Source organism: Streptomyces sp. NPDC004065 (assembly GCF_044903565.1).
Taxonomy (GTDB): domain Bacteria; phylum Actinomycetota; class Actinomycetes; order Streptomycetales; family Streptomycetaceae; genus Streptomyces.
Map to the genome: position 1 here is coordinate 68,694 of NZ_JBJDQT010000017.1, position 20,074 is coordinate 88,767.

The following is a 20,074-nucleotide window of genomic DNA, read 5'->3' on the forward strand; positions in this document are numbered from 1 at the left end:
CTTCTAGCCTCTGTAGGCTTCCAGCTCCACCGACACCAGCACGCGCGGGTCGACGAAGCCCTCCACCACGAGCAGGGTCGCGGCGGGGCGCACCGAGTCGAACAGTTCCTTGTGGGCGCGGCCCACCTCGTCGACGTCCCGGGAGTGCGCCAGATACACCCGGGTGCGGATCACCGACTCGACGCCGAGCCCGAACTCGCCGATCGCCTCGATGGCGGTGGTGAAGGCGACCTTGGCCTGTTCGTACGGGTCGCCCTCCCCGTAGAGCACATTGCCCCGGAAGGACGTCGTGCCCGCCACCACCACCCGGTCACCCGCCGCCACGGCGCGCGCAAAACCGAACGTCTCTTCCCAGGGAACACCGCTCTGCACGCGCCGTACGGCATCGGACGTCATGACGACACAGCCTCCAGGGCCTCTTCCAGGGTGAACGCCTTCGCGTACAGGGCCTTCCCGACGATGGCGCCCTCCACACCGAGCGGCACCAGCCCGGCCAGCGCCCGCAGGTCCTCGAGGGAGGAGACCCCGCCCGAGGCCACCACCGGGCGGTCCGTGGCCGCGCACACGTTCTTCAGCAGCTCCAGGTTGGGGCCCTGCAGCGTGCCGTCCTTGGCGATGTCGGTGACGACGTAGCGGGCGCAGCCCTCCTTGTCGAGGCGCTCCAGCGTCTCGTAGAGGTCGCCGCCGTCGCGGGTCCAGCCGCGGCCGCGCAGGGTGGTGCCGCGTACGTCCAGGCCGACGGCGATCCTGTCGCCGTGCCGGGCGATGACGTCGGCGACCCACTCGGGGCTCTCCAGCGCGGCGGTGCCCAGGTTGACGCGGGTGCAACCGGTGGCCAGGGCGGCGGCGAGGGTGTCGTCGTCGCGGATGCCGCCGGACAGCTCGACCTTGATGTCCATGGCCTTCGCGACCTCGGCGATCAGCTCGCGGTTGTCGCCCGTGCCGAAGGCGGCGTCGAGGTCGACCAGGTGCAGCCACTCGGCGCCCGAGCGCTGCCAGGCGAGGGCGGCCTCGAGCGGCGAGCCGTAGGAGGTCTCCGTGCCGGACTCGCCGTGCACGAGGCGGACGGCCTGGCCGTCGCGGACGTCGACGGCGGGGAGGAGTTCGAGCTTGGCCATGTCTCTACAGGGTTCCGATCCAGTTGGTGAGCAGCTGCGCGCCGGCGTCGCCGGACTTCTCGGGGTGGAACTGGGTGGCCCACAGGGCGCCGTTCTCCACGGCGGCCACGAACGGCCTGCCGTGCGTGGACCAGGTCACCTTGGGCGCGTGCAGCCTCGCGTTGTGCGTCTCCAGCTGCCAGTCGTGGACGGCGTAGGAGTGCACGAAGTAGAAGCGGGCGTCGGCGTCCAGGCCGGCGAACAGCTCGGAGCCGGCGGGCGCCTGGACGGTGTTCCAGCCCATGTGGGGGACCACGTCGGCCTCCAGGGGCTCGACCGTGCCGGGCCACTCGTCCAGGCCCTCGGCCTCGACGCCGTGCTCGATGCCGCGGGCGAAGAGGATCTGCATGCCGACGCAGATCCCCATCACCGGGCGCCCGCCGGACAGCCGGCGGTCGATGACCCAGTCGCCGCGGGCCTCCTTCAGGCCCCGCATGCAGGCGGCGAACGCGCCGACGCCGGGCACCAGCAGCCCGTCGGCGTTCATGGCCCGGTCGAAGTCGCGGGTGATCTCGACCTGGGCGCCGGTGCGGGCGAGCGCCCGCTCGGCGGACCGTACGTTGCCGAAGCCGTAGTCGAAGACGACGACCTTCTTGTCCGTTGCCGCGCTCACGACCACACCTCCAGTCGCATCACGCCCGCGACCAGGCACATCGCCGCGCCGAGGGACAGCAGCACGATCAGGCTCCGCGGCATCTGCTGCTTGACGAAGGAGATGATGCCGCCGACGAGGAACAGGCCCACGACGATCAGCAGGGTCGACAGGCCGTTCACAGGGCGCCCTTCGTGGAGGGGAGGATGCCGGCGGCGCGCGGGTCGCGCTCGCTTGCGTAGCGCAGGGCCCGGGCGAGCGCCTTGAACTGGCACTCCACGATGTGGTGCGCGTTGCGCCCGTAGGGCACGTGCACGTGCAGCGCGATCTGGGCCTGGGCGACGAAGGACTCCAGGATGTGCCGGGTCATGGTGGTGTCGTACTCGCCGATCATCGGCGCCATGTTCTCCGGCTCGGTGTGCACCAGGTAGGGGCGGCCGGAGAGGTCGACGGTGACCTGGGCGAGGGACTCGTCCAGCGGGACCGTGCAGTTGCCGAAGCGGTAGATGCCCACCTTGTCGCCGAGCGCCTGCTTGAAGGCGGCGCCGAGCGCGAGGGCGGTGTCCTCGATGGTGTGGTGGGAGTCGATGTGCAGGTCGCCGTCGGTCTTCACGGTCAGGTCGAACAGGCCGTGCCGGCCGAGCTGGTCGAGCATGTGGTCGTAGAAGCCGACGCCGGTGGCGATGTCGGTCCTGCCGGTTCCGTCCAGGTCGATCTCGACCAGGACCGAGGTCTCCTTGGTGGTGCGCTCCACGCGCCCGACGCGGCTCATCCGCTCTGCTCCTGTTCCTTCTTGAGATCGCGTACCGCATCGAGGAACGCGTCGTTCTCGGCCGGTGTTCCGGCGGTCACCCGCAGCCATCCCGGTACGCCGGTGTCCCGGACCAGGACGCCCCGCTCCAGGATCCGCCGCCAGGCGTCGTGGGCGTCGGCGAACCGGCCGAACTGGACGAAGTTGGCGTCCGACTCGGTGACGTCGTAGCCGATGGCGCACAGTTCGGCCACCAGCCGGTCCCGTTCGGCCTTGAGCTGCTCGACGTACTTCAGCAGGGTGTCGGTGTGTTCCAGGGCGGCCAGGGCGGTCGCCTGGGTGACGGCCGACAGGTGGTACGGCAGCCGCACCAGCTGGACGGCGTCGACGACGGCCGGGTGCGCGGCGAGGTAGCCGAGGCGCAGTCCGGCGGCGCCGAACGCCTTGGACATGGTGCGCGAGACCACCAGGTGCGGCCGGCCCTCGAGCAGGGGCAGCAGCGAGCGGCCGTGGCTGAACTCGACGTAGGCCTCGTCGACGATCACCATGGACGGCTTCGCCGCCTGCGCGGCCTCGTACAGCGCGAGGAGCGTCTCGGCCGTGACGGCGTTGCCGGTGGGGTTGTTGGGGGTGGTGACGAAGACGACGTCGGGGCGGTGCCCGGCGATCGCCTCCCGCGCGGCGGCGAGGTCGATGGTGAAGTCCTCGCGGCGCGGGCCGGAGATCCAGCCCGTGCCGGTGCCGCGCGCGATCAGGGCGTGCATGGAGTACGACGGCTCGAAGCCGAGCGCGGTGCGGCCGGGCCCGCCGAAGGTCTGCAGCAGCTGCTGGATGACCTCGTTGGAGCCGTTGGCCGCCCAGACGTTCTCCACGCCGACCCGGTGGCCGCCGGTCCTGGTCAGGTAGCGCGCGAGTGCGGTGCGCAGCTCGACCGCGTCCCGGTCGGGGTAGCGGTTGAGCGAGCGGGCGGCCTCGCGGACCCGCTCGGTGATCCGCTCGACCAGCGGCTCGGGCAGCGGGTAGGGGTTCTCGTTGGTGTTCAGCCGTACGGGGACGTCCAGCTGGGGCGCGCCGTAGGGGGACTTGCCGCGCAGCTCGTCCCGTACGGGGAGGTCGTCGATTCCGAAGCTCACTTGCCCGTCGGTACCTTCCACCCGAACCTGGCCTTGACCGCCGCGCCGTGCGCGGGCAGGTCCTCCGCCTCCGCCAGTGTCACCACGTGGTGGGCGACCTCGGCGAGCGCGTCCTGGGTGTAGTCCACGATGTGGATGCCGCGCAGGAAGGACTGGACGGACAGTCCCGAGGAGTGGCAGGCGCAGCCGCCGGTCGGCAGTACGTGGTTGGAGCCGGCCGCGTAGTCGCCGAGGGAGACCGGCGCCCAGGGGCCGACGAAGATCGCGCCGGCGTTGCGCACCCGGTCGGCGACCGCGGCGGCGTCGGCGGTCTGGATCTCCAGGTGCTCGGCGCCGTAGGCGTCGACGACCCTGAGGCCCTCCTCCAGGCCGTCGACCAGCACGATGGCGGACTGCCGGCCGGACAGTGCGGGGCGGATCCGGTCCTCGACGTGCTTGGTGGCGGCGACCTGGGGCTCCAGTTCCTTCTCCACCGCGTCCGCGAGTGCGGCGGAGTCGGTGACGAGGACGGCGGCGGCCAGCGGGTCGTGCTCGGCCTGGCTGATCAGGTCGGAGGCGATGTGCACCGGGTCGGCGGTGGCGTCGGCGAGGATGGCGATCTCGGTCGGGCCGGCCTCGGCGTCGATGCCGATCCTGCCGGTGAAGTAGCGCTTGGCGGCGGCGACCCAGATGTTGCCGGGGCCGGTGACCATGGTGGCGGGCGGGCAGGACTCGGTGCCGTGCGCGAACATCGCCACGGCGGTGGCGCCGCCGGCCGCGTACACCTCGTCGACGCCGAGCAGGGCGCAGGCGGCGAGGATGGTCGGGTGCGGCAGCCCGCCGAACTCGGCCTGGGCCGGGGAGGCCAGCGCGATGGACGGGACACCGGCCTCCTGGGCGGGCACCACGTTCATGACCACGGAGGACGGGTAGACCGACCGGCCGCCGGGCGCGTACAGCCCGACGCGGTCGACCGGCACCCACTTCTCGGTGACCGTGCCGCCGGGCACGACCTGGGTGGTGTGCGTGGTGCGGCGCTGCTCGCGGTGGACGAGGCGGGCGCGCCGGGCGGACTCCTCCAGGGCGGCCCGCACGGCCGGGTCGAGCCGCTCCAGCGCCTCCTTGAGCGCCTCGGCCGGCACCCGCACCGACTCCAGGCGCACGCCGTCGAACCTCTCGGCGAAGTCGATCAGTGCCGCATCCCCCCGATGATGCACCGCCTCGCAGATCGGGCGCACCTTCTCCAGGGCGGCCGCGACGTCGAAGTCGGCTCGGGGCAGCAGGTCGCGCAGGGCGGGGCCCTCGGGAAGGGCGTCGCCGCGCAGATCGATTCGGGAGATCACGGTTCCAATTCTCTCAGACCGGCGCGCGGCGCCGTGGGCCCGTATCAGTGACTGATACGGAAAGTGGTCACCGCGCGTACAGGGACGGAAGATCCTCTTCACTTTTCGTGTTCAGGGTGTCACGCAGCGGGCATGAACGGTTGTACGAAGCGTAGTGAACCGGGGAGCGGTTGGGGAGGAAAGGAGGAGAAGTGACCCAGGGGGCCGGCCTGCGCGCCGGGGACCTGCCCGCCGACCTCACCGCCACCGAGGCGGGAATGTGGCAGGCCTTCCGCAACGGCAGCGTGTACGACCTGCGCAGCGGCGACGCGCAGGTGGACGACCCGCACGGGGGGCGTCCGTGGGGGCCCGAGCGCAGCGTGCGGGCGCGCGTGGTGTGCTGGCTGCTGCTGGACGGGCCGCCCGCGCTCGCCGGGCGTGTCTCCTCGCTGAAGCTCGCCGGACTGCTGATCACGGGGACGCTGGACCTCGCCGGGGGCACGGTGGTGCCGTACGTGGAGCTGAAGGGCTGCCGGTTCGAGCGGGAGGTGCTGCTGCCGGAGGCCCGCTTCACGACCGTGCGGCTGGTGGACTGCGCGGTGCCGCGGCTGGAGGCGGCCCGGGTGCACACCGAGGGCGATCTGCACCTGCCGCGCTGCCGCTTCCCGGGCGGGATACGGCTGACCGACGCGCGGATCGGCACGGACCTGCTGCTCAACCAGGCCGTGGTGCACCGGGACCGGGCCGGCCGGTCGATCGCCGCGGACGGGATGTCGGTCGGCCAGGACCTCCAGGCGGAGCTGCTGGAGTCGTACGGCGAGTTCAGCCTGCGCAGCGCGAAGATCGGTGTCTCGCTGAGCCTGCGGGGCGCCAGGCTCGCCAACCCCGGCGCGCGCCTGGCGCTGAACGCGCCGCAGCTGACCGTGGAGCGCACCCTGTACCTCACCCCGGCGGGCCTGGGCGGATCGCAGGTGAGCGGGGTGACCCCGGCGCGCGGGACGCGGCTGCAGCCCTTCGAGTGCCAGGGCGGGGCGCGCCTGGACGACGGGCGGTTCGGGGACGCGGTGGACCTGGAGGGCGCCCGGTTCCTCCTGGCCGAGGGGCAGGCCCTGTCGCTGCGCCGGGTGCAGACGCCGGAGCTGCGCTTCCTCGGGGAGCGGCCCGGCGGCGGCCAGGTGCTGCTGTCCGGTGCGCGGACCGTCACCCTCGTGGACCGGGCGAGCAGCTGGCCCGGTCCGGGCGGTCTGCACATGGGCGGCTTCGTCTACGAGAACCTGGTGCCCCGCGGGCCGTTCTCGCTGGCCGAGCGCGTGGACTGGGTGAGGGCGGCGACGGCGGAGTACAACCCCGAGCCGTACGAGCGGCTGGCGGCGGTGCTGCGGGAGGCCGGCGAGGACGAGGACGCCCGCGAGGTGCTGCTCGCCAAGCAGCGCCGGCGCCGCGAGACCCTGCCGCCGGCCGCCCGGCTCTGGGGGTACGTCCAGGACTGGGCGGTGGCCTACGGGTACCGGCCGGGGCGGGCCGCGGTGTGGATGGCGGTGCTGTGGGCGGCCGGCTCGCTGGCCTTCGCGCACGCCGGCCATTCCACGGTCAGTCCGGACACGCATCCCCAGTGGAACCCGGCGCTGCTGGCGCTGGACCTGCTGCTGCCGGTCGTCGACCTCGGCCAGGTGAACCAGTGGCGGCTCAGCGGCGGCTGGCAGTGGCTCGCGGCGGCGCTGGTCCTGCTGGGCTGGACCCTGGCGACCACGGTGGCGGCGGGGGCGACCCGGCTGCTGCGTCGCGGCTAGCGACCGGGGCGGCTGGGCGCCCGCCTCGTACCCACGGGGCGCCCGCCTCGTACCCGCCCGGGCGCCCGTGTCGTCCGCAGGACACCCGCCGGTCGCCGTCCCGTCGTCCGGAAGTGGTTGACTCGGTCACCTTTTACTCGACCTTGACCGAACGCCGTACAACTTTCAAAGGCTTGCGGTCAGCCTCTGGCGCACCCCCGACCTGCGGTCTTTCAATGGTCGGCACCATGGCTGCACTGCCCTTCATCCGCCCCACCCGGATGGCCGGAACCGCCCCCCACCCGGTCGCCGGCCTGCCCGCCGACGACGAGGTGCTCCTCGACGTGCCCGACGAACGGCTCGGCCCGGCGCTCGTCGCCGCCGCGCAGGGCGCCTACGGCCCGGCCGCCGGCCTGCTCGCCGACACCCGGGAGCAGCGCGCGTGGGAGGACCGCGACCGGTACGCGACCCGGCTGGCCGCGTTCGCCCGCTCCCGCTCCGAGTGGCTCACCGACTGGCGCGCCGCCGCCCCGCACGACCCGGACGCGCTGCTGGTGGCCGCCCAGCTCGCGGTGGACCGGGCCTGGCCCTCCCCGGCCCGCGCCGAGCTGCTGCGCGAGGTCAGCCCGCTGATCACGGCCGCCGCGCGCGCCGACGACCGGGACCCGGTGCCCTGGCGCATCGCGCTGGACCACGCGCGCGGCTCCCGCGCCGGGCACCGCTACTTCGAGGAGCTGTGGGAGGCGGCCGTCCGCCGCGCCCCGCTCCACTACGGCTGCCATGTGGCGGCCCTGCGCTACCTGGCGTCCTCCTGGCACGGCTCCCACCGGGAGTGCTTCCACTTCGCCGACCTGGCCGCGCAGGACGCCCCGGCCGGCTCGCCGGTCCAGGCGCTGCCCGTGCGGGCCGCCTTCGGCTACCTGACCGACGGCTGCGGACCCGAGGTGCCGCGGGCCCGGCTGGACGCGGCGGCGGACCGGGCCGTCGCGTTCTCGGCCCGCTTCCCCGCGGCGGTGCCCTGGCCGGCGGAGATCCGCAACCTGCTCACGTGTGTGCTGGTGCGGCTCGGCCGCCGGGAGGACGCGCTCGCCCAGGTGCGCCTGATCGGCCCGTATGCCACCTCGTTCCCCTGGGACCGGCTGTCGGACGACCCGCTCGGGCAGTTCCTGCGGGTGCGCGCACACCTGCTGGCGGCTGCCCCGGGGCAGCCGCCGCGGCGGGCGCCGCGGGGGCCGTCCGGGAAGGCCCGGGGCGGGCGCCGGGAACGCGTCCGCCCCGGCGACCACTAGGCTTTTGCGCCGTGACCACCCTCCGGCTGCCTCTCTTCCCGCTGAACTCCGTGCTGTTCCCGGGGCTGGTGCTGCCTCTGAACGTCTTCGAGGAGCGCTACCGCGCCATGATGCGCGAGTTGCTGAAGACGCCCGAGGACGAGCCGCGCCGGTTCGCCGTCGTGGCGATCCGCGACGGCCACGAGGTGGCGCCGAGCGCTCCGGGCATGCCGGATCCGACGGCGCTGCCCGAGCGCGGCGCGGCGGCGGGCTTCGGCCCCGACCCGGCCAGGGCGTTCCACGGCGTGGGCTGCGTGGCGGACGCGGCGACCGTGCGGGAACGGGCCGACGGCACCTTCGAGGTGCTGGCCACGGGCACCACCCGGGTGCGGCTGCTCTCGGTGGACGCCTCCGGGCCGTTCCTGGTGGCGGAGGTGCAGGAGCTGGGCGAGGAGCCGGGCGACGAGGCCGGCGCCCTGGCCGAGGGCGTGCTGCGGTCCTTCCGCCAGTACCAGAAGCGGCTGGCGGGGGCCAGGGAGCGGTCGCTGACGACGGGCGCGGAGCTGCCGGACGAGCCGAGCGTGGTGTCGTACCTGGTGGCGGCGGCGATGGTGCTGGACATCCCGGCCAAGCAGCGGCTGCTGCAGGCGCCGGACACCTCCTCGCGGCTGCGCGACGAGCTGAGACTCCTGCGCTCGGAGACGGCGATCATCCGCAGTCTGCCGTCCTTGCCGTCGTCGGACCTCACCCGTGGTCCGACGAGCCTCAACTGAAGGTGCTGAGAGTTCCGTACATGGCGAAGAAGGCGAAGAAGCAGCAGGCGGGCGGCACACCCGCGACGGTGGCCCTCACGGCCGCGGGGGTGGACTACACGGTCCACTCCTACGACCACGACCCCTCCCACCCGTCCTACGGCGAGGAGGCGGCCGAGGCGATGGGCGTCTCCCCGGACCGGGTGTTCAAGACCCTGGTCGCCGACGTCGACGGCGCGCTGACGGTGGCCGTGGTACCGGTGGCGGGGTCACTGGACCTGAAGGCGCTGGCGGCGGCGGTCGGCGGCAAGCGCGCGGCGATGGCGGACCCGACGCTGGCCGAGCGCACCACGGGCTACGTCCGCGGCGGGATCTCCCCCCTCGGCCAGCGCAAGAGGCTGCCCACGGTGCTGGACGACTCGGCCACGGCCCACAGCACGATCTGCGTCTCGGCGGGCCGCCGCGGGCTGGAGGTCGAGCTCTCCCCCACCGACCTCGCGGACCTCACCTCCGCGGTGCTGGCCCCGATCGGGCGGGGCTGACCGGGCGCACGATGGGCGGGGCGGCCGGCCCGGCGCACGGAACCGGTCCGGGCCGGCCGGGTCCGGTCCGGCCGGCCTCGGCCCGCCGTACGGGCCGGGTGCCGCCGCCCAGGCGGAGAGGGCCGGGAGCCCGGGGAGTGCGGGGAGCCCGGGGAGCGCGGGCAGCGCAGGGAGGGCGGGGGTCAGGAGGCGGGGGGCGTGCCGTACGGCTCCTCGCCGTACGGGTCGGGGTCGCGCGGGCCGAACAGGGCCGTCACCCCGAGGTGGACGACGAGGGCGGCCAGCGGCCAGGCGAGCAGCGCGCCCTTGGCCCCGAGCTTGAGCGGCGCCGGAAACGTCACTCCCTTGCCCACGGACTTGGCGTGCGCTATCACGTCCTGCTGCGGTCCGAGCCACACCCCGAGCCGCCAGGCAAGCAGCGAGCCGAGCAGCGCGCCCACGCACAGCGCGATCACCAGGGGCACGCCCCCGCTGCGCCGCACGAGGAAGACGGCGACCGCGCTGAGCACCCCGAAGCCCAGGGCGAGCAGCGTGAACGTTCCGTCGACGCCGATCGCCTGCTCGCCCTCGGTGTCCTTGAGGTAGACGACCCAGCTGTTGCCCGACACGTCCCCGACCAGCGGCACCCGCGGCGCCAGCCAGCACCACAGCAGCCCCAGGAGCACCCCGCCGAGCGCCACGGCCACCGTCACCACGGCGGCGTCCCGGATCTCGGCCCGCATCCCGGGACCGCCCTGCGCGTAGCCGGTGCCGGCCGCCCCGGCCCTGGCCTCGACGGGCGGCACGTGCCGGGCCTGCGGGGACCCCGCGGCCTCGGAGTGCCCGGAGGACTCGGAGGGCTCGGAGGACCGGGAGGGCTGCGAGGGCCGCTGGTGCGGCGGCGGAGGTGGAGTCAACGGAGCGGTCACCTTGTCATCGTGCCAGTTGCTTCGGCCCGCCGCGTCACCGGACGGCCGCCCGGCGGTAGGCCCAGGTGGCCAGGGCCAGCGAGATCACGCCGACCGCGGCGCATACGGCCATGTCACCGGCCACGAACGTCCAGTCGGGCCTCTCGGAGAAGGTCCGGGCGTAGGCGTCCACCCCGTACGTGGACGGCAGCAGATCGCGCGCGAACCGTACGGCCCCCGGCATCCGGTCCGGCGGCAGCACGCCCAGCAGCAGCGCCGCCGACATGCCCAGCTGGCCCAGCAGCGTGGCCAGTTCCGGACGCGGGGCGAGCAGCCCGCAGGCCGCGCCGACCCCGGCGAGCGCCGCGCCGGCGAGCGGGATCACCGCCACCAGCACCCACAGGTTGCCCAGCGGCAGCCCGAACAGCAGGCAGCCGAACACGGCGGTCACCACGCTGCCCGGCACCGTGAAGGACGCGTACGCGGCCGCCGCGCCCAGCACCACGGCCGCCGGCGGCACCGGCAGGGTCGCGTAGTGGTCGAGCCCGCCGCTGAAGCGGAGCTGCCCGAAGTACTGGGAGAGCAGGTTCAGCGCGACGTAGGCGACGACCACCACCGCGGCGCCGGACACCACGAAGCGGGCCTGGCCGCTCCCGCTGACCACCCCGCGCATCATGACCATGATGCCGACGGACTGGAAGGTCGCCACGAACAGCAGCGGAATGCGCGCCACCCGCGCCCGGGAGAGCTGCGCCCGGTACACGGCGGCCAGCGACGGCCACAGGGCGGCCCGCGGCCCGAGCTCGGCCGCCCGGCCGGCCTCGCCGTCCTGCACGGCCGGCGCACCCGGCAGCACGCCGGCGGGTACGACACTCACGTCGAACTGCTCCTCTTCCCTGCGGTGAACGCGGCCACCGTGACAAGCGCGGCCGTGTCCCCCGCGCCGGACGGGTTCCCGCCGGCGCACGTGTAGTCCCTTACGGTTCCCCGGGCCGCCGTGCTCACGTCTTCACCAGGCCCTGCCGTGCCGCCCCGCCCAGCGCCAGGTAGACGTCCTCCAGGCTGGGCGTGGCGAGGGTGAAGTCGTCCAGGGCGGCGAAGGCGCTGCCGCCGGTGACCGTGGCGACGGCGGCCCGGGCCTCCTCGGGCGCGAGCCGCAGCGTCCAGCGGCGTCCCGCCCGTACGGCCCGCGCGTGCAGCTCGGCCACCTCGGGCACCTCCACCGGCGCCCGGTCCCGCCACACCAGTTCGACCCGCACCTCGCCGGAGACCCGCTCCTTCAGCCCGGCCGGGGTGTCGCAGGCGATGACCCGGCCGCGGTCGAGGACGGCGACCCGGTCCAGGACGGTCTCGGCCTCGATGACGTTGTGGGTGACCAGCAGGACCGTGGTGCCGTGCTCGGCGCGCCTGCGGTCGACGGCGGCCCACACCGCCCGCCGCGCGACCGGGTCCATGCCGGTGGTCGGCTCGTCCAGCACCAGCAGGGGCCGCTCGCCGACCAGCGCGGCGGCGAAGCAGGCGAGGCGCCGCTGGCCGCCGGAGAGCTTCTTCAGCGGGCGTCCGGCGACGGACGCCAGGCCCAGTTCGTCGAGGACGGCGTCCCGCTCGGCGCGGGCCCGCCGGACGTCGAGGCCGCGCAGCCGGCCGGTGGTCTCGGCGGCGAGCGAGACGGTCAGCTCGTCCAGGGCGCCGGACTCCTGGCCGAGGTAGGCGAGGAGGCGCGCGGCGCGCTCGGGGTGCGCGACGATGTCGTGGCCGAGGATCTCGACGGTGCCGCGGTCGGGGCGCATCAGCCCGGTGAGCTGGCGTACGAGGGTGGACTTGCCGGCGGCGTTCGGCCCGAGCAGGCCGAAGATCTCACCGCGCCGGACGTCGAGCTCGACGCCGTCGGTGGCCCGCACCTCGGGTGTCCCGGGAGCGCCGCGCCTGCCGCGCACCGCGGGGTAGGTCTTGGTCAGTCCGCGCACCGCGCACACGACGTCGTCTCCGTGCCGAAGTGCCTGTGCCGCGCGCGTACTCACAAGGGACGAGCCTAAGGGGTCCCGGCGCTTTACTCCCCCTTGGGGCACCCTGTCGCGATACTCCCGCCTCCACTCACCGCCCGGCCGCCGCGCGCCCGGACGGCAGGCGGGCGGGTACGGCGCCTCACCACCACCGACCGCCGCCCCCGGCCAGGGCCGTCCGGCGGCCGTCGCGCCGACCGGGCCCGGGCGGCCCGCGAGGCCATCGCCCCCGGCGGCAGACCGCCCGCGAGGCCATCGCCCCCGGCGGCAGACCGCCCACGGGGTCAGTCCTCCCGGCGGCGGTCCGCGCGCGGTGTCATCAGCCCCGGCAACGGGCTGCCGGCGCAGTCAGTCGCCCCACGCGGCGGGCCGCCCACAGGCTCGTCACCCGAAGCGGCGGACCGCCCGCGACGTCATCACCCCCAGCGGCAGACCGCCCGCGTAGTCACTCGCCCAGGCAGCGGACCGCCCGCGCAGCCACTCGCCCCGGCAGCGGACCGCCCGCGCAGCCAGTCACCCCACGCGGCGGACCGCCGGCAGGGGCATCACGCATCATCCCCAGCGGCGAACCGCCCGCAGAGTCAGCCGCCTCGGCGGCGAACCGCCCGCAAAGTCACTCGCCACCGTGGCGGACCGCCCGCAGGCTCGTCACCCGAGGCGGCCCCGCGGGGTCGTCACCCGAAGCGGCCCCGCGGGGTCGTCACCCGAAGCGGCCCCGCGGGGTCGTCGCCCGAAGCGGCGACCGCCCGGGGCGTCATCCCCCGGCGGCAGGCCGCTCGCGGAGTGAGCCGCCCCCGGCGGCAAACCGCCCGCGCGATCAGCCACCCCCCGCGGGCAGACCACCCCCGCAATCAGCCACCCCCCGCGGGCAGACCACCCCCGCGATCAGCCACCCCCCGCAGGCAGACCACCCCCGCGATCAGCCACCCACCGCAGGCAGACCACCCCCGCGATCAGCCACCCACCGCAGGCAGACCACCCCCGCGATCAGCCACCCCCCGCGGGCGGGCCGCCCGCACGATCAGCCACCCACCGCGGGCGGGCCGCCCGCACGATCAGCCACCCCCTGCGGGCGGGCCGCCCGTGGGGTCAGTCGTCCGCCGGGGCGTGTTCCGCGCCCGTGCGGATGTCGATCTCGCGCCAGAAGCCGGCCCGAATGGCGTAACGGTCGTGTTCGTCGATCTGGTCGTCCTTGTGCGCGAGCAGGCCGAAGCGGGCGGCGTAGCGCAGCAGCTCGCCGTCGATGCGGTGCGGGATGCGCGGGTACATCGAGGACAGCTTCTGCAGGTGCGGCTGGTCGCCCAGCCGCTCCACCCAGCGCCGGGCGAACACCTGCCCGACCTCGTACGGGTCGCCGCCCACGGTGGTGATGTCCTCCTCGCGGTCCGCCCACCGCTGCTCGGCCGTCGTCAGCTGGGCGAGCGTCGGCATCGAGGCGATCTCGGGCGGCTCGGCGGGCACGCCCGGCCGGTCCACCCAGCCGCGGTCGGAGGACCAGCGCAGGGTGGCCGTGGACGGGTGCTGGACGGGCGGCTGGGCGCCGTGGGCGACCAGGGCGGCGAGGTCCTTGGGGGTGGGCACCCCCTTGGCGGCCGGTCCGCGTTCGCCGGAGCCGTTGCGCGTAACGGCCGCGTCGGGGTGGGGCCGCTCCTCGGCGGTGCGCTCGGCGGCCGTGAGGGAGGACTCGGGCAGGGGCGCGGAGAGGATCGCGGCGATCTCGGGGCGGGGCGCGGGCGGTGGCGCGCAGATCCCGCCGAACTCCTTGGCCCGGACGGCCTTGGTGATCCAGGTGCGGTCCAGCACCCGCCGCTCGTCGGCCTCGGCGACCAGGTCCTCGGACTGGTTGTAGTCGCCGTCGGCGGCCTGCACGGCCCACAGGTGGACGGCGACGCCGTGCTCCTTGGCGGCCATCATGCCGGGCAGCAGATCACCGTCGCCGGTGACCAGCACGACGTCGGAGCAGGCGCGGTTGCGGGCCAGTTCGGTCAGTTCGGCGTGCATGGCGGCGTCCACGCCCTTCTGCGCCCATCGGCCGTCGCTGCGGGTGAGCGCGCCCAGCCGGACGGTGACCCGGGGCATCACGCGCAGCCGGCGGTGCTCGGGCTGCGGGACGCGGTCGGGCGCTCCGTCGAACCAGTAGATGCGCAGCAGCGGCCGCTCCGTGTCGGACTCGGCCTGGTCGCGCAGCCCCTGGACGAGGGCGGCGTGGTCCACGGTGATCCGGGACCGCGACGGCTCGCCGGCGAGGAGACTCGCGGCGGCCCCCAGCAGATACCCGGCGTCCACCAGGACGATGCAGCGGTCCACGCGATCCACCCTCTTTCCGGGAGGTTTGCTTCGGGCTTGCTTCGAGTCTGCCCGACCGCGCCGGGGTTAACGGCCCGAACTCGATCTTCGGCGTGGCGTTTCGGGGGCCCGCGCCCCGACCACCCCTGTTACATAGGGTAATTGTCCGACATGCGTTCATTATCAGGCTATGTGAATCTGATCCCGGCCCTGGCCCCTAGATCCCCCTTGGAGGTTGATCACCATGGCCAAGAACCGCAAGCAGGACCGCAGCAGGCAGAAGGCGACCGTGGCCGCAGGCGGCCCGCAGGAGACGGAGCACTCCGCGACGGAGGCCCAGCCCGAACACCACTCCCCCCAGCTGAGTCCGGCCGAGGCCGCCCGCAAGGGCCGGCAGAAGCGTTTCGGCCACAACTGACGCGGCGCGCCGGGCCGTAGCCGAGGCCCGCGCACGAACGAGGGGCGTACCCGCGCGGTACGGGCACGCCCCTCGTCGACGTCCGGGCCGGCGCGGCGCTCAGCCGGCCAGGCAGGACGGGCCCAGCAGCACCTTCAGATCCCCGAACAGGGCCGGGTCGGGCTTCACCCGGTGCCGGTCCAGACGCAGCACGGTGGTCTTGCGCGGCCCCTGGAGCTTGATCCGCACCTCGCTGTCGCCCTTGTGGTGGCTGAGGATCTCGCCGAGCCGGCTGACCATGGGCGGGGTGACCTTCAGGGCCGGGATGGTCAGCACCACCGGCGCGTTGGCGCCCGCGGCGGACAGGTCGGGGACCATCAGCTCCATCGCGACCAGCCGGGGCACGTCCTCCCGCTTGTCCAGGCGGCCCTTGACGAACACCACGGCGTCCTCGACGAGTTGGGTGGACACCAGCTGATAGGTCGCCGGGAAGAACATGCACTCGATGGAGCCGGCCAGGTCCTCCACGGTGGCGATCGCCCAGGCGTTGCCCTGCTTGGTCATCTTGCGCTGCAGACCGGAGATGATGCCGCCGATGGTGACGACCGCGCCGTCGGCGTGCTCGCCCCCGGTGAGCTGGGCGATGCCGGCGTCGGCCTTGTCGGAGAGCACGTGCTCCAGGCCGAAGAGCGGGTGGTCGGAGACGTACAGACCGAGCATCTCCCGCTCCTGGGCGAGCAGATAGGTCTTGTCCCACTCGTCGGGGGAGAACTCCACGTCCAGCCCGAAGCCCGGCTCGCTGCCGGTGTCCTCGCCCATCCCGCCGAACAGGTCGAACTGGCCCTCGGCCTCCTTGCGCTTGACCGCGACCACGTTGTCGATCATCGGCTCGTACTGCGCCATCAGGCCCTTGCGGGTGTGGCCCATGGAGTCGAAGGCGCCGGCCTTGATCAGTGACTCGGTGGTGCGCTTGTTGCAGACCACCGCCTCGACCTTGTCGAGGTAGTCGGGGAAGGAGACGTACTTCCCCTTGGCCTTGCGGCACTTGATGATCGACTCGACGACGTTCGTGCCGACGTTGCGGACGGCGGAGAGGCCGAAGAGGATCACGTCGTCGCCCTGGGCGGCGAAGTTGGACTCCGACTCGTTGACGTTGGGCGGCAGGACCCGGATGCCCATGCGGCGGCACTCGTTGAGGTAGACCGCCGACTTGTCCTTGTCGTCCTTCACGGAGGTCAGCAGGGCAGCCATGTACTCGGCGGGGTGGTTGGCCTTGAGATAGGCCGTCCAGTACGACACCAGGCCGTACGCGGCGGAGTGGGCCTTGTTGAAGGCGTAGCCGGCGAAGGGGACCAGGACGTCCCACAGGGCCTGGATGGCCTCGTCGCTGTAGCCCTTCTTGCGGGCGCCCGCCTGGAAGATCGTGAAGTTCTTCGCCAGTTCCTCGGGCTTCTTCTTGCCCATCACGCGGCGCAGCACGTCGGCCTCGCCGAGTGTGTAGCCGGCGACGATCTGGGCGGCCTTCTGCACCTGCTCCTGGTAGACGATCAGGCCGTAGGTGACGTCCAGGACCTCCCTGAGCGGCTCCTCCAGCTCCGGGTGGATGGGGGTGATCTCCTGCTGCCCGTTCTTGCGCAGCGCGTAGTTCGTGTGGGAGTTCATGCCCATCGGGCCCGGCCGGTACAGGGCCGAGACGGCGGAGATGTCCTCGAAGTTGTCCGGCTTCATCAGGCGCAGCAGGGAGCGCATGGGTCCGCCGTCGAACTGGAAGACGCCGAGGGTGTCGCCGCGCTGGAGCAGTTCGAAGGTCGTGGGGTCGTCCAGCGGCAGGCTCAGGAGATCGATGTCGATCCCCTTGTTGGACTTCACCATCTTGACGGCGTCGTCCATGATCGTCAGGTTGCGCAGGCCCAGGAAGTCCATCTTCAGCAGGCCGAGCGACTCGCAGCTCGGGTAGTCCCACTGGGTGATGGTCACGCCGTCGGTGTGCCTGACCCAGACCGGGACGTGCTCGGTGATGGTCTCACTGGACATGATCACGCCGGCCGCGTGCACGCCCATCTGCCGCACCAGGCCCTCTACGCCGCGCGCGGTGTCGATGACCTTCTTCACGTCCGGCTCGTTCTCGTACATCGCCCGGACCTCGCCCGCCTCCGAGTAGCGGGGGTGCTCGGGGTCGGTGATGCCGGACAGCGGGATGCCCTTGCCGAGGACGTCGGCGGGCATCGCCTTGGTGATCCGGTCGCCCATGGCGTACGGGTAGCCCAGCACGCGCGCGGAGTCCTTGATCGCGTTCTTGGCCTTGATGGTGCCGTAGGTGCCGATCATGGCGACCTTGTCGGCGCCGTACTTCTCCGTGACGTACCGGATGACCTCGACGCGCCGGCGCTCGTCGAAGTCGATGTCGACGTCGGGCATGGAGATGCGCTCGGGGTTGAGGAACCGCTCGAAGATCAGGCCGTGCGGGATGGGGTCGAGGTCGGTGATGCCCAGGGCGTAGGCGACGATCGAGCCGGCCGCCGAGCCGCGGCCGGGGCCGACGGCGATGCCGTTGTTCTTGGCCCACATGATGAAGTCGGCGACCACGAGGAAGTAGCCCGGGAACCCCATCTGGATGATGACGTCCATCTCGTAGTCGGCCTGCTTCTGCCGGTCCTCGGGGATGCCGCCCGGGTAGCGGCGCTCCATGCCGCGGCGGACCTCCTCCTGGAACCAGGTGACCTCGGTGTATCCCTCGGGGATGTCGAACTTCGGCATGAGGTCGCGCTTGACGAACATGTCCGTGGTGTCGACCATCTCGGCGATCAGCAGGGTGTTGGCGCAGCCCTGCTGCCAGGCGTCCGAGGAGTCGATGGCGTACATCTCCTCGGTGGACTTCAGGTAGTACCCGGTGCCGTCGAACTTGAAGCGGTCCGGGTCGGAGAGGTTCTTGCCGGTCTGGATGCACAGCAGGGCGTCGTGCGCCTGCGCCTCGTGCGCGTAGGTGTAGTGCGAGTCGTTGGTGACCAGCGGCGGGATGCCGAGCTTCTTTCCGATCTCCAGCAGTCCGTCGCGGACCCGGCGCTCGATGTCGATGCCGTGGTCCATCAGCTCCAGGAAGTAGCGGTCCTTGCCGAAGATGTCCTGGTAGTCGGCGGCGGCCTTGAGGGCCTCGTCGAAGTGGCCGAGGCGCAGCCGGGTCTGCACCTCGCCGGAGGGGCAGCCGGTGGAGGCGACGATCCCCTCGGACCACTGCGCGATGGTCTCCTTGTCCATCCGGGGCCACTTCTGCAGCCAGCCCTCGGCGTAGGCGTCGGAGGAGAGGCGGAAGAGGTTGTGCAGGCCGGTGCTGTTCACCGCCCACATCGTCTTGTGGGTGTAGCCGCCGGAGCCGGAGACGTCGTCGCGCTTCTGGTGCGGCTGGCCCCACAGGATCTTGCGCTTGTTGCGCCGGGACTCGGGGGCGACGTACGCCTCGATGCCGATGATGGGGGTGACTCCGGCCTTCTTCGCCGAGTGGAAGAAGTCGTACGCCCCGTGCAGGTTGCCGTGGTCGGACATGGCGATGTGCGTCATGCCCATCTCGTTGCACGCCTGGAACATGTCCTTCAGCCGCGCGGCACCGTCCAGCAGCGAGTACTGGGTGTGGACGTGCAGGTGCGTGAACGGCGGCTTGGACACGGCTGCGGCCTCCGGGGAGAACGGGCGGACAGGGCGGTCCGGCGGGCTGCGGACAGTCCGGGGGACAGCGTCGAAGTCTATGCCCCGGCACTGACACTCCGAGGCCCGCGCCGCGTACCTTCGTGCGAGGAGAAACGCGGGCACTTCGCCGCGCCGCCGGACGTTGGCGTCGGGGAGGAACCGCGCGGTATCCGTCCCAGACGTCTCGTACCACCCGTACCAGGAGGCACCCAGCGATGTCGGTACCCCAGCTCAGCGACGAGCAGCGCGGCGAGGAGATCCTCGCCGTCTTCGACACCGCCTTCGGCGAGCTCCTGGCCGCCGATCCGGCCGCGTTCCGCGTGAAGTTCCGGAAGATGGCGGCCTCGGCCTTCGCCTTCTACCGGGGCACGGCCTGCCTCTTCTACCACGACCTGGACGCCGGTGGGCGCGGCGGGCCGTACCTGGACGAGCGCACCTCGCGCGTGTGGATCCACGGCGACCTGCACGCGGAGAACTTCGGCACGTACATGGACTCCAACGGCCGCCTGGTCTTCAACGTCAACGACTTCGACGAGGCGTACGTCGGCCCCTTCACCTGGGACCTGAAGCGCTTCGCCGCCTCCATCGCCCTGGTGGGGTACGCCAAGGCGCTCAGCGACGAGCAGATCACCGGGCTGGTGACGGTGTACGCCGCCGCCTACCGGGAGCGCGTCCACGCCCTGGCCACCGGGGCCAAGAGCGACGAGGTGCCGCCCTTCACCCTGGACACGGCCCAGGGGCCGCTGCTGGACGCGCTGCGCGACGCGCGCTCGCTGACCCGGTTCGCCCTGCTGGACTCGATGACCGAGATCCGCGACTTCGAGCGCCGCTTCGCGCCCGGCGGCGGCTCCATCGAGCTGGACGCCGCCACCCGCTACAAGGTGCTGGCGGCCTTCGACGGCTATCTGGAGACCCTGCCGGAGACCTCCCTGGCCCGGCCCGACTCCTACCGGGTCAAGGACGTCGTCGGCCGCCGGGGCATCGGGATCGGCTCGGCCGGGCTGCCGTCGTACAACATCCTGCTGGAGGGGCACAGCGACGCCCTGGAGAACGATGTCGTGATCTACATCAAGCAGGCCCAGACCCCGGCCGTCTCCCGGCACGTCACGGACCGGGCGATCCGCGACTACTTCCAGCACGAGGGCCACCGCACGGTGATCTCCCAGCGCGCCCTGCAGGCGCACGCCGACCCGTGGCTGGGCTGGACCGAGCTGGACGGGGCGGGCCAGCTGGTCGCCGAGGTCTCCCCGTACGCGGTCGACCTGGACTGGGGCGACATCGACGACCCGGAGGAGATCGCCCAGGTCGTCGCCGACCTCGGCCGGGCCACGGCCACCATGCACGCCGCGGCGGACGACACCTCCGGCGAGTCCCTGGTGCCGTTCTCCACCGAGCGGGCCATCGACGCGGCGATCGCCGCCGACGAGGAGGGCTTCGCACCGCTGCTGGTCGACTTCGCCCACCAGTACGGCGCCCGCGCCCGCGCCGACCACCAGATCTTCCTGGACCTGTTCCGCAACGGGCGGATTCCGGGTCTGTGACGGAAAGGCCGCGC

18 protein-coding genes are annotated in these 20,074 nt (G+C 73.0%); 6 read left to right on the plus strand and 12 right to left on the minus strand.

All coding sequences use genetic code 11. The features are described from left to right. Window positions 1-3 precede the first annotated feature (3 nt). Genes ACI2LW_RS19165 through hisD form a run of 7 tightly spaced genes read right to left on the minus strand, consistent with a single transcriptional unit; the run spans window position 4 to window position 4,955 of the window. On the minus strand, window positions 4-396 hold the full coding sequence (locus ACI2LW_RS19165) for a RidA family protein (RefSeq protein ID WP_404732383.1): 393 nt from the start codon (window positions 394-396) through the stop codon (window positions 4-6). Continuing rightward, window positions 393-1,118: a bifunctional 1-(5-phosphoribosyl)-5-((5-phosphoribosylamino)methylideneamino)imidazole-4-carboxamide isomerase/phosphoribosylanthranilate isomerase PriA gene (gene priA, locus ACI2LW_RS19170; protein WP_404732384.1), complete on the minus strand. Its 726-nt coding sequence runs from the start codon at window positions 1,116-1,118 to the stop codon at window positions 393-395. Before priA ends, ACI2LW_RS19165 begins: the two co-directional genes overlap by 4 nt. Window positions 1,119-1,122: 4 nt before the next feature. Next, window positions 1,123-1,770 carry an imidazole glycerol phosphate synthase subunit HisH gene (hisH, locus tag ACI2LW_RS19175; RefSeq protein WP_404732385.1) on the minus strand — a complete coding sequence of 216 codons (648 nt, stop codon included), beginning with the start codon at window positions 1,768-1,770 and terminating at the stop codon, window positions 1,123-1,125. After that, window positions 1,767-1,931 carry a hypothetical protein gene (locus ACI2LW_RS19180; protein WP_404732386.1) on the minus strand — a complete coding sequence of 55 codons (165 nt, stop codon included), beginning with the start codon at window positions 1,929-1,931 and terminating at the stop codon, window positions 1,767-1,769. Before ACI2LW_RS19180 ends, hisH begins: the two co-directional genes overlap by 4 nt. After that, a complete protein-coding gene (gene hisB / locus ACI2LW_RS19185; RefSeq protein WP_030783530.1) occupies window positions 1,928-2,521 on the minus strand; it encodes an imidazoleglycerol-phosphate dehydratase HisB in 594 nt (197 codons plus the stop codon). The genes ACI2LW_RS19180 and hisB overlap by 4 nt, the downstream gene beginning before the upstream one ends. Next, window positions 2,518-3,633 carry a histidinol-phosphate transaminase gene (locus ACI2LW_RS19190; RefSeq protein ID WP_404732387.1) on the minus strand — a complete coding sequence of 372 codons (1,116 nt, stop codon included), beginning with the start codon at window positions 3,631-3,633 and terminating at the stop codon, window positions 2,518-2,520. Before ACI2LW_RS19190 ends, hisB begins: the two co-directional genes overlap by 4 nt. Further along, window positions 3,630-4,955: a histidinol dehydrogenase gene (gene hisD, locus ACI2LW_RS19195; protein ID WP_404732388.1), complete on the minus strand. Its 1,326-nt coding sequence runs from the start codon at window positions 4,953-4,955 to the stop codon at window positions 3,630-3,632. The genes ACI2LW_RS19190 and hisD overlap by 4 nt, the downstream gene beginning before the upstream one ends. A gap of 191 nt (window positions 4,956-5,146) precedes the next feature. Here hisD and ACI2LW_RS19200 point away from each other — a divergent pair, with 191 nt between their 5' ends. The 4 genes from ACI2LW_RS19200 to ybaK all read left to right on the plus strand — a co-directional run bounded on the left by ACI2LW_RS19200 (window position 5,147) and on the right by ybaK (window position 9,265). Beyond that, the gene (locus tag ACI2LW_RS19200; RefSeq protein ID WP_404732389.1) at window positions 5,147-6,724 is read left to right on the plus strand and encodes an oxidoreductase; all 1,578 of its coding nucleotides are present in this window, start codon (window positions 5,147-5,149) and stop codon (window positions 6,722-6,724) included. Window positions 6,725-6,939: 215 nt separating this feature from the next. Further along, the gene (locus ACI2LW_RS19205; RefSeq protein WP_404732390.1) at window positions 6,940-7,992 is read left to right on the plus strand and encodes a hypothetical protein; all 1,053 of its coding nucleotides are present in this window, start codon (window positions 6,940-6,942) and stop codon (window positions 7,990-7,992) included. Between the two features lie 11 nt (window positions 7,993-8,003). Continuing rightward, window positions 8,004-8,744: an LON peptidase substrate-binding domain-containing protein gene (locus ACI2LW_RS19210; RefSeq protein WP_404732391.1), complete on the plus strand. Its 741-nt coding sequence runs from the start codon at window positions 8,004-8,006 to the stop codon at window positions 8,742-8,744. Between the two features lie 20 nt (window positions 8,745-8,764). Then, window positions 8,765-9,265, plus strand: coding sequence for a Cys-tRNA(Pro) deacylase (ybaK, locus tag ACI2LW_RS19215; RefSeq protein ID WP_404732392.1), 501 nt, complete (start codon window positions 8,765-8,767; stop codon window positions 9,263-9,265). A gap of 182 nt (window positions 9,266-9,447) precedes the next feature. Here ybaK and ACI2LW_RS19220 read toward each other — a convergent pair whose 3' ends face one another. The 4 genes from ACI2LW_RS19220 to ACI2LW_RS19235 form a co-directional block, all read right to left on the minus strand. Then, window positions 9,448-10,173 (minus strand): AAA family ATPase, encoded by a 726-nt coding sequence (locus ACI2LW_RS19220; protein ID WP_404732393.1) that lies wholly within the window; start codon window positions 10,171-10,173, stop codon window positions 9,448-9,450. 34 nt (window positions 10,174-10,207) lie between these two features. Next, window positions 10,208-11,029: an ABC transporter permease gene (locus tag ACI2LW_RS19225; RefSeq protein WP_404732394.1), complete on the minus strand. Its 822-nt coding sequence runs from the start codon at window positions 11,027-11,029 to the stop codon at window positions 10,208-10,210. A 124-nt stretch (window positions 11,030-11,153) separates the two neighbouring features. After that, window positions 11,154-12,128, minus strand: coding sequence for an ABC transporter ATP-binding protein (locus tag ACI2LW_RS19230; protein ID WP_404732461.1), 975 nt, complete (start codon window positions 12,126-12,128; stop codon window positions 11,154-11,156). Between the two features lie 1,116 nt (window positions 12,129-13,244). Next, window positions 13,245-14,462, minus strand: a complete 1,218-nt coding sequence (locus tag ACI2LW_RS19235; protein ID WP_404732395.1) for an NYN domain-containing protein — start codon at window positions 14,460-14,462, stop codon at window positions 13,245-13,247. 223 nt (window positions 14,463-14,685) lie between these two features. On the opposite strand from ACI2LW_RS19235, the gene ACI2LW_RS19240 reads away from it, so the two are divergent. Next, window positions 14,686-14,859 carry a hypothetical protein gene (locus ACI2LW_RS19240; RefSeq protein ID WP_404732396.1) on the plus strand — a complete coding sequence of 58 codons (174 nt, stop codon included), beginning with the start codon at window positions 14,686-14,688 and terminating at the stop codon, window positions 14,857-14,859. 99 nt (window positions 14,860-14,958) lie between these two features. Here the strand turns inward: ACI2LW_RS19240 and dnaE are convergent, their stop codons facing one another. After that, window positions 14,959-18,498 carry a DNA polymerase III subunit alpha gene (dnaE, locus tag ACI2LW_RS19245; RefSeq protein ID WP_404732397.1) on the minus strand — a complete coding sequence of 1,180 codons (3,540 nt, stop codon included), beginning with the start codon at window positions 18,496-18,498 and terminating at the stop codon, window positions 14,959-14,961. 236 nt (window positions 18,499-18,734) lie between these two features. Between dnaE and ACI2LW_RS19250 the strand changes: the two genes are divergently transcribed. Further along, the gene (locus ACI2LW_RS19250; protein ID WP_404732398.1) at window positions 18,735-20,060 is read left to right on the plus strand and encodes a DUF2252 domain-containing protein; all 1,326 of its coding nucleotides are present in this window, start codon (window positions 18,735-18,737) and stop codon (window positions 20,058-20,060) included. The last annotated feature ends 14 nt before the right edge of the window (window positions 20,061-20,074 follow it).